This is a genomic window from Hymenobacter agri (assembly GCF_054778495.1).
Genome location: NZ_BAAGZM010000122.1, coordinates 1 through 9,273 on the forward strand (window position 1 = coordinate 1; position 9,273 = coordinate 9,273).

At 61.3% G+C, this 9,273-nt stretch carries 7 protein-coding genes; 3 read left to right on the forward strand and 4 right to left on the reverse strand.

Translation table 11 applies throughout. The features are described from left to right. Window positions 1-567: MFS transporter (locus ACYVDE_RS08610; protein WP_460501082.1), on the reverse strand; the 567-nt coding region annotated here is incomplete at its 3' end. A 186-nt stretch (window positions 568-753) separates the two neighbouring features. On the opposite strand from ACYVDE_RS08610, the gene ACYVDE_RS08615 reads away from it, so the two are divergent. Continuing rightward, on the forward strand, window positions 754-1,620 hold the full coding sequence (locus ACYVDE_RS08615; RefSeq protein ID WP_460501083.1) for an aldo/keto reductase: 867 nt from the start codon (window positions 754-756) through the stop codon (window positions 1,618-1,620). A 79-nt stretch (window positions 1,621-1,699) separates the two neighbouring features. Here ACYVDE_RS08615 and ACYVDE_RS08620 read toward each other — a convergent pair whose 3' ends face one another. From ACYVDE_RS08620 to ACYVDE_RS08630, 3 genes are all read right to left on the reverse strand, one after another. Continuing rightward, window positions 1,700-2,455, reverse strand: coding sequence for a succinate dehydrogenase/fumarate reductase iron-sulfur subunit (locus ACYVDE_RS08620; protein WP_460501084.1), 756 nt, complete (start codon window positions 2,453-2,455; stop codon window positions 1,700-1,702). A 156-nt stretch (window positions 2,456-2,611) separates the two neighbouring features. Next, a complete protein-coding gene (locus ACYVDE_RS08625; RefSeq protein WP_460501085.1) occupies window positions 2,612-4,546 on the reverse strand; it encodes a fumarate reductase/succinate dehydrogenase flavoprotein subunit in 1,935 nt (644 codons plus the stop codon). 106 nt (window positions 4,547-4,652) lie between these two features. After that, window positions 4,653-5,411: a succinate dehydrogenase cytochrome b subunit gene (locus ACYVDE_RS08630; protein WP_460501086.1), complete on the reverse strand. Its 759-nt coding sequence runs from the start codon at window positions 5,409-5,411 to the stop codon at window positions 4,653-4,655. 243 nt (window positions 5,412-5,654) lie between these two features. On the opposite strand from ACYVDE_RS08630, the gene ACYVDE_RS08635 reads away from it, so the two are divergent. Together ACYVDE_RS08635 and ACYVDE_RS08640 are read left to right on the forward strand one after the other, a co-directional pair. Further along, the gene (locus ACYVDE_RS08635; protein WP_460501087.1) at window positions 5,655-8,579 is read left to right on the forward strand and encodes a T9SS type B sorting domain-containing protein; all 2,925 of its coding nucleotides are present in this window, start codon (window positions 5,655-5,657) and stop codon (window positions 8,577-8,579) included. A gap of 133 nt (window positions 8,580-8,712) precedes the next feature. Then, on the forward strand, window positions 8,713-9,273 hold a 561-nt coding region (locus tag ACYVDE_RS08640), incomplete at its 3' end, for an ACP S-malonyltransferase (RefSeq protein ID WP_460501088.1).

Sequence of the window (9,273 nt, forward strand, 5' to 3'; positions counted from 1 at the left end):
CTCGAAGATGGAGAGCTGCCGCACGCCGCGCCGGCCCGTCACGCGCAGGGCGGCCAGCCGCACCACGTAGGTGGCCTGCTGGGCGGGCGGCACCGCTAAAAATGTCAGCATCAGCCCCGAGGCCATGGGCCCCAGCACGAAGCCGAGGGAAATAATCGCGCCTTCGATGCCGAGGTTGCGGAACAGCTGCTCGGGCTTCGAGATGTCGGTAATGGCCGAGCGCACCGTGGCGTACATGCCGTTGGTGAGGCCGTCGGAAACGCGGTTCACGAAATACAGCCCCGCCCGCACCGGCAGCAGCAGCGCATTGGCCAGCAGCGTGCCCACCGCCGACAGAATGAAGATGGGCCGCCGCCCGTAGCCGTCGCCCAGCCGCCCCAGCAGCGGTGCCGAAAACAGCTGCACGCCCAGAAACACGCCCGTGCCCACGCTCAGCCACAGCTGCGGCCGCGGCAGCTCCCGCACAAACTCGGGCAGCACCGGCGCTACCGCCGACCCCACAATCACATCAACCAGAATAATGGCGTAGAGCAGCGGCAGGCGGCGGTCAGAAGGTAGGAGGGGCACGATGGTAAAAATAGGGGTATAGCGTGAACTCTGCGAGTCCGCGCTCGGGCGAACATCCCGGCGAGCAGTAGCGCGGACTCGCAGAGTCCACGCTACTGCTCGCCGCAAACAATTCGGCGCCTCAACCGTCTTATAAAACGCCCCGGCCATTGCTCGCGTCCGGGCATCCATTTTAAAAGATACCTCATGTCTGACAATCCCACTGCCACTACTTACCCCACCACGTTCACCATCGGCGGCGACCTCCCTGTCAACCGCCTTGGCTACGGCGCCATGCGTATCACCGGCGACGGCATCTGGGGTCCGCCCCAGGACCACGACGAATCCATCCGCGTGCTCAAGCGGGCCGTGGAGCTCGGCGTCGACTTCATCGACACGGCTGATAGCTATGGCCCCAATGTGTCGGAGGAACTGATTGCCGAAGCGCTGCATCCTTATGGCAAAGTTGTCATCGCCACCAAAGGCGGCCTGCTGCGCACCGGCCCCAACGAATGGCCCATCGACGCCAGCCCCAAGCACCTCGAAGGAGCTCTCAACGGCAGCCTCAAGCGCCTGAAAGTAGAGCAGATTGACCTCTACCAGCTCCACCGTATCGACCCCAGCGTGCCCTTTGAGGACACGCTCAAATTTTTGCAAAAAGCGCAGCAGGACGGCCGCATCAAGCACATCGGTCTGTCGGAAGTAGGCGTTGAGGACATCAAAAAGGCGCAGGATTTCGTGCCCATCGTATCGGTGCAGAACATGTACAGCGTCGACAACCGCAAGTGGGAGGCGGTGCTCGACTACACCCGCGAGCAGAACATGGCCTTTATTCCGTGGTACCCGCTGGCCGGCGGCAACGCCGACGCCCTCAAAGCCCTGGAGCAAATTGCCCAAAAGCACGGCGTAAAGCCCCAGCAAATTGCGCTGAGCTGGCTGCTGCACCATTCGCCCAATATTCTGCTCATTCCCGGCACATCCAAAGTGAAGCACTTGGAAGAGAACATGAAAACCGCCAGCATCCGCTTGTCGGCCGAAGATATGCAGGCCTTGGATGCCATTCAGCTGGCCTAACGTCGCACGAATTATATTAAATAAAAAGCCCCGGCAGTAGCTACTGCCGGGGCTTTTTGCTGCAAATGACATTGTCTGCTTACACCAGGTTGTTCGAGGCAGCTTTGGCCGCCAGGAACTCGCGATTCAGGATGGCAATATTTTCGAGCGAAATGCCCACCGGGCACTCGGCCGCGCACGAGCCGATGTTGGTGCAGGCGCCGAAGCCTTCCTTGTCCATCTGGGCCACCATATTCTCAACGCGGGTTTTACGCTCGACCTGGCCCTGGGGCAACAACGCCAGCTGCGACACCTTAGCCGACACGAACAGCATGGCCGAGGCATTTTTGCAAGCCGCTACGCAGGCGCCGCAACCAATGCAGGTAGCTGCTTCAAAGGCACGGTCAGCAATTTCCTTCGGAATCGGAATTTCGTTGCCGTCAGGCGCGCCGCCGGTATTCACGCTCACGTAGCCGCCGGCCTGAATGATGCGGTCGAACGCCGAGCGGTCTACGCTCAGGTCCTTGTTCACCGGGAAGGCGTTGGCGCGCCAGGGCTCGATGGTGATGGTGTCGCCATCCGAGAACTTGCGCATGTGCAGCTGGCAGGTGGTCGTGCCCTTCTCAGGGCCGTGCGAGCGGCCGTTGATGAACAAATCGCACGAGCCGCAGATGCCCTCGCGGCAGTCGTGGTCGAAGGCCACCGGGTCTTGGCCGGCGCGTAGCAGGTCTTCGTTCAGCACGTCGAGCATTTCCAAGAACGACATATCGGGCGAAATGTCCTTCACGTGGTACTCCACAATATTCCCCTGGGCCTGGCGGTTAGGCTGCCGCCACACTTTCAGGGTCAGGTTCATCGGTTTAGCGTTGGGGTTGGAACCGGCCATTGGTTATGTTATCGTTTGTCATCCTGAGCGCAGCGAAGGACCTTATCACGCCTGGGCTCGTTGGGTTAGTAACTAAACTGGCGCTAGCGTGATAAGATGCTTCGCTGCGCTCAGCATGACAGGTTATTACTTGTAGCTACGCTGGGTGAGCTTCACATTTTCAAACACCAGCTCTTCCTTGTTGAGGCGCTCGGGCTGGTTGTCGCCCATGTACTCCCAAGCCGCTACGTAGGCGTAGTTGTCGTCGTCGCGCAGAGCTTCGCCCTCGGGCGTCTGGTACTCTTCGCGGAAGTGGCCGCCGCAGCTTTCGTTGCGGTTCAGGGCGTCGTCCACCATCAGCTCGCCCAGTTCGATGAAGTCGGCCACACGGCCGGCTTTCTCCAGAGCTTGGTTCATTTCTTCGCCCGAGCCCACCACCTTCACGTCGCTCCAGAACTCTTTCTTCAGCTTCTGAATCTCGGCTTTGGCGTAGGTGAGGCCTTCAGCGGTGCGGGCCATGCCGCAGTATTCCCACATCAGGTGGCCCAGAATTTTGTGGAAATCATCGGGTGTACGGTTGCCTTTAATGCTGAGCAGCTGCTCGGTGCGGGCCTGTACGCCGGCTTTGGCTTCGGCAAACGCGGGGTGGTCGGTGCTCACCGGCTTAGGCGGCGTGTTGGCCAGGTAATCGCCAATGGTGTAGGGGATTACGAAGTAGCCATCAGCCAGGCCCTGCATCAGGGCCGAAGCACCGAGGCGGTTGGCGCCGTGGTCGGAGAAGTTGCACTCGCCCGTGGCGTACAGGCCGGGCACGGTGGTTTGCAGGTTGTAGTCAACCCACAGGCCGCCCATGGTGTAGTGCACCGCCGGGTAGATGCGCATGGGCATCTTGTAGGGGTCTTCGTCGGTGATTTTCTCGTACATGGCAAACAGGTTGCCGTACTTCTGGCTCACGGCCTCGGCCCCGATGCGCTTGATAACATCGGAGAAGTCGAGGTACACGGCCAGGCCGGTGCTGCCCACGCCGCGGCCTTCGTCGCACATCATCTTGGCGTTGCGCGAAGCCACGTCGCGCGGCACGAGGTTGCCGAAAGCGGGGTACTTGCGCTCGAGGAAGTAGTCACGGTCGTCCTCGGCAATGTCCTGCGGCTTAAGCTCGCCTTTGCGCACGCGCTCGGCCATTTCCACCGTTTTAGGTACCCACACGCGGCCATCGTTGCGCAGCGATTCCGACATCAGCGTCAGCTTCGACTGGTAGTCGCCCGACACCGGGATGCAGGTGGGGTGAATCTGGGTGAAGCAGGGGTTGGCGAAGTACGCACCTTTTTTGTGCGCGCGCCACGCCGCCGTCACGTTGCAGTACATGGCGTTGGTGCTCAGGTAGAATACGTTGCCGTAGCCACCCGTAGCCAGCACCACGGCGTGGGCCGAGTGCGTTTCTACTTCACCGGTAATCAGGTTGCGCGTCACGATGCCGCGGGCGTGGCCGTCGATTACTACCACGTCGAGCATTTCCGAGCGGGTGTACATCTTCACCTTGCCGTAGGCAATCTGACGGCTCAGGGCCGAGTAGGCGCCCAGCAGCAGCTGCTGTCCGGTCTGGCCGCGGGCGTAGAACGTACGGCTTACCTGGGCACCACCGAACGAGCGGTTGGCCAGTAGCCCGCCGTATTCACGGGCGAAGGGTACGCCCTGGGCCACGCACTGGTCGATGATGTTGACCGACACCTGCGCCAGACGATACACGTTGGCTTCGCGGGCGCGGTAGTCGCCACCCTTGATGGTGTCGTAGAACAAACGGAACACCGAGTCGCCGTCGTTCTGGTAGTTTTTAGCAGCGTTGATGCCACCCTGCGCTGCGATGGAGTGCGCACGGCGGGGCGAGTCATGGTACGTGAAGGCCTTCACGTTGTAGCCCAGCTCGGCCAGCGAGGCAGCGGCTGCGCCACCGGCCAGGCCGGTGCCCACCACAATCACGTCGTACTTCCGCTTGTTGGCGGGGTTCACGAGCTTCACGTTAAACTTGTGCTTTTCCCACTTTTCGGCGAGGGGGCCTTCCGGGGCTTTAGATTCCAACAGCATAGGGTGACGGAATTGGGGGAATGACTGAATGATTGACCGATAGCATAACCGCAAACGGTTCCGGAGGTTAGGCCGGACCAGCGGGATTTTATCAGCTCAAGTCGACTTAAAAAATGGAAGCGACGCTGTGCAGCAGGGCCGGCGCATTGGCGGCCAATTCGCCCTGCTCGTTGGTGAACAGGAAGAAGTACAGCGGCATGGAAGCGAAGCCGGCCGACACCACCACGGCGAAGGCGTAGCCGATGTATTTGATGGCGGGCGTGTACTTGCGGTGGTTCAGGCCCAGCGTCTGGAAGCCCGAGCGGAAGCCGTGCCACAGGTGGTAGCCGAGGCTGATTTGGGCGGCCACGTAGAGCAGCACGTACCACCAGATGTGGAACGACGATACCACAGCCATGTACAGGTTGTCGTAGTCGCGGGTGAGCGGGTCGGCACCGCCCATGCGGGGCAGGTCGCCGGCGAAGCGGGCGCGCCAGAAGAAGTTGTAGAGGTGCACCAGCAAGAAAATCAGGATGATGGTGCCCAGGATGCCCATGTTGCGTGAGGTCCACTCCGAGTTTTGCTCCGAGTGGTTGCTCACGTAGCCCTGCGCGCCACGGGCCGCTTTGTTGCGGCGGGTCAGCATCAGGGCCTCAAAAATGTGGAAGCCGAAGCCCAGCACCAGGCCCCACTCGATGGTGCGGATGATGGGGTTGGTGCCCATGAAGTGGGAGTAGGTATTGAAGGCCGCGCCCTGGTCGTGCTTGAACAGCTGCAGGTTGCCAATGAGGTGAACCACCAGGAACGTGCACAGAAACAGGCCCGTAGCGGCCATAATGATTTTCCGGCCGATGCTGCTGGTGAATGTTTTGGTTATCCAACTCATAAAGTCGCCAAACTTGGGAAGTGAAGAAGTATGTTTAGGTCGCCCAAAGGTAGGCCCTAGCCTGCAAACCGGCCAATGCCCGGCCCGATTCTTGTGCGCAATCGAGGCCGCCTTAAACATTGCCGGGCGTGGTGAATCTATCCGCTGTCGGCATCGTTAACAAGCACACCCTGCGGCCTGTTTATGATGCCGCCCGGTTGGGCCACCTTTCCGTATATCTGCTGCACTTCTTCCTGTCTGACTATGACCACACTTTTTTCCCTTCGGGTACGGAGCGGGGCCCGGCTGGCGCTGGCTTTGCTGGGCCTGCTGGCCTGGCTGGCCATACGCCCCGATGCCGCCCATGCCACTCACCTGCGCGCCGGCGACATTAAGGCAACCTACGACACCACCACCGGGCCCAATTACAACCCGCGCCGGGTGTTCTTCCGGATGACTTTGTACACGGATACAAATCCTGGTAGTGCTGTTCAGGATGAGGCTACCATCTTTTTTGGCGACGGCACGGCTACGTGTACGCCAATCCGGCGTGATACTCCCGCAGCTATTCCGGTACCTGGCGTTCAGGGTGTGGCCGTCAATACCTACACCTTCGAGCATACCTACGGGTCGTCGGGCACGTTCGTCGTGAGCTTCGTAGGCGAAAACCGAAACGGGGCAGTGCGCAACATTGCTACCCCCCTTTCGCAGAATTTTTACATCGCCACTACTATCTACCTCGACCCCATTTACCGCGGCAACCATAGCGCCGTGTTGCGCGCACCGGCTATTGACCGGGGGGCTATGAACCAGATTTTCCTGCACAACCCGGCGGCTTACGATGCCGACGGGGATTCTTTGTCTTTCCGATTGGCTCCCAGCCGGCAGGTGCCGGGCGGCGCCGGCGCCGTGGCCGCATTGCTTGGAACGCCCTGCTCGGGCACCGGTACTAACCGACCTGAGCGTGTGGTGGTGCCCTGCACAGGCTTCCACTATCCCAACGACCCGATAGTGGCCGGACCAGGAGTGAAGGAAGACGGTACGCCACCAGCTACTTTAGATATCGACCCGCGTACCGGCCAGCTAACCTGGAACACGCCAGTGGCGGCCGGCGAATACAACGTGGCCATTGAGATATCGGAGTACCGCCGTTCACCGGGTGGGTTTGACCTGATTGGGGTCGTTATCCGGGATATGCAGATTACGATTACCGCTACCGCCAACCTGCGGCCCCGCCTTACCATTCCGGCCGACCTGTGCGTGGTGGCCGGGACGCAGGCGAGGGGCACGGTGACGGCGGTGGACGGCGCCGGTCCGAATACGACGCAAACGCCGGTGACATTGTATGCTTACTCGGGCATTCTGCCGCCGGCTACGTTTGTGCAGACGCAGACCGGCCCGCCCACGGCTACGGGTACTTTCACCTGGAATACGGCTTGCAACAACGTAGCGAAGGAACCCTATTTGGTTGTGTTTAAGGCCCAAGATAACCCTAACCCAAATTCAACGACCAACCCAGCACTCATCGATGAGAAGGCTTGGCGCATCACCGTGGTAGGGCCGCCGCCGCAGAGCTTGCGCGCTACGCCCGTTGGCAACAACATGCAACTGACGTGGGACTCGTACACCTGCACCAATGCGCAGTACATGTACATCTACCGCAAGGAAGGACCGGGCTCTGCCCCGGGTAGCTGCGTCACGGGCCTTCCGGCCAGCACGGGCTACACGTTCATCAAGCGAGTGGCGGCGTCGGATGTGAGCTACCTTGATAACAACCCTGATGCTACCGGCACGGCCCGTGGGCTGAAGCGGGGCGTAAACTACTGCTACCGCATCTACGCGGGCTTCCCGCCGCCGGCGCTGGGCGAAAGCATTGCTTCGAACGAGGCCTGCAGCCTGATTCCGGGCCGCCAGGCGATGCTGACCAAGGTAGACGTGCTTACCACGGCATCTGCCACCGGCCAGATTCAGGTGTGCTGGACGCAGCCGCGCACCGGTACGAGTGCTGCCTTCACGGGCACGCCGAGCTACCTGCTGTCGCGGGCCGAAGGGCTGAACCCGGCCGCCGGGGATTTCGCTCCTGTTACTACCATCACTACCCTGACCGATACCTGCTACGCCGACACGGGCCTCAATACCCAGGATAAGCAGTACACCTACCGGCTCGACTTTATTCGCACGTTTGCGCCGGGCGCGGGCACTACCATTACCGAAGCCTCGACCCCGGCCAGCAGCGTGCGCGTGCAGGCGATACCGGTCAACAACGGAACTTCGGCCCGCCTGACCTGGACGTTTAACGTGCCGTGGGACAACACCGCGCAGCCCACCGAAATTTACCGCAGTGTCAACGGCACTACTCCGTTTGTGCGCATTGGCACGGCTACCAGTACCGCCACCGGTGGCACGTATGCCGACAACGACCCTACGCTGGTGCGGGGCCAGACGTATTGCTACTACGTGCTGACCACAGGCCGCTATCCCGGCTTCGCTTTCCTGCAGAACCTGCCCAACAGGAGCCAGCGACAGTGCGTGGCGCTCATTCCGCCGCCGTGCCGCCCGGCGCTCACGCTGCTCACCACCAACTGCGACAGCCTCGCCAACCTGCAGGAGTTTCCGCGGCAGGGCGAACGCTACACCAACCGCCTCCGCTGGGCCCTGAGCAGCCAGCCTGCCAACTGCGATGCCAACGTGACCAGCTACCGCCTCTATTATCGGCCCACGCCTACCGGGCGCTTCACACTACTGGCTACTACCACCGGCACCAGCTACCAGCACACCGACCTGAGCTTCTCGGGGGGCTGCTATGCGGTGCAGGCCATCTCGGCCAGCGGCGTGGCCAGCGACACCAGCAACGTGGCCTGCCAGGACAATTGCGTGTTCTTCAAGCTGCCGAATATTTTCACGCCCAACGGGGATGCGCAGAACGCGGTGTTCCGGCCCAAAAACTACAGCCCGATTCGCAGCATTCATTTCCAGGCATATAATCGGTGGGGCGTGAAGGTGTTTGAGAATACCACCACGGCCAACGACCGCATCCTCATTAACTGGGATGGCGGTGGAACAAGGACGGAAAACACGGCCAGCGGAAAAGTGTCGGACGGGGTGTATTTCTACCTGGCCGAAGTCGAATTCGCCGATTTTGCCAATACCAAGCGCACCTACAAAGGCTGGGTGGAAATCATCCGCTAGCGCTAAGCATGAGAGCATATCTATCGGGCGGGCCAATTGGCCCGCCCGTTTTGTTAGGGCCGGGCCAGCCGGGCGTATTTCGTGGCCAAGCCGTTTCTTTGGGCTTTCAACCTTGCTAACTCTTTTTCTGACCGTGGCAAACACCGCTATTATTTTCCCTGGCCAGGGCAGCCAGTTTCCGGGCATGGCCCGCGAACTGTTCGACCAGAACCTCGACGCCCGCGCCCTGCTCACCCGTGCCAACGACATCCTAGGCTTCAGCCTCACCGACATCATGTTTGCGGGTACGGATGAGGACCTGCGCCGCACCGACGTAACGCAGCCTGCCATTTTCGTGCACTCGGTAGCGCAGTTTGTAGCCAAGCCCGACTTTGTGCCCGGCAGCACGGCCGGCCACTCGCTGGGCGAGTTCTCGGCGCTAGTGGCGGCCGGCGTGCTCAAGTTTGAAGATGCCCTGCCGCTGGTGGCCCGCCGCGCCCAGGCCATGCAGGCCGCCTGCGAGGAGCAGCCCGGTACGATGGCTGCCATTCTGGGCCTCGACGATGCCGTAGTGGAGCGCATCTGCCAGGAAATCAGCGATGCCGGCAATGTGGTGGTGGCCGCCAACTACAACTGCCCCGGCCAGCTCGTCATCTCCGGCTCGGCCGAGGGCGTGGCCCAGGCCTGCGAGGCCCTGAAAGCCGCCGGGGCCAAG

Coding starts and splice junctions, on each gene's coding strand:
- ACYVDE_RS08635 (WP_460501087.1), top strand. CDS start 5,655: ATGACCACACTTTTTTCCCTTCGGGTACGGAGCGGGGCCCGGCTGGCG.
- ACYVDE_RS08615 (WP_460501083.1), top strand. CDS start 754: ATGTCTGACAATCCCACTGCCACTACTTACCCCACCACGTTCACCATC.
- ACYVDE_RS08625 (WP_460501085.1), bottom strand. CDS start 4,546: ATGCTGTTGGAATCTAAAGCCCCGGAAGGCCCCCTCGCCGAAAAGTGG.
- ACYVDE_RS08620 (WP_460501084.1), bottom strand. CDS start 2,455: ATGAACCTGACCCTGAAAGTGTGGCGGCAGCCTAACCGCCAGGCCCAG.
- ACYVDE_RS08630 (WP_460501086.1), bottom strand. CDS start 5,411: ATGAGTTGGATAACCAAAACATTCACCAGCAGCATCGGCCGGAAAATC.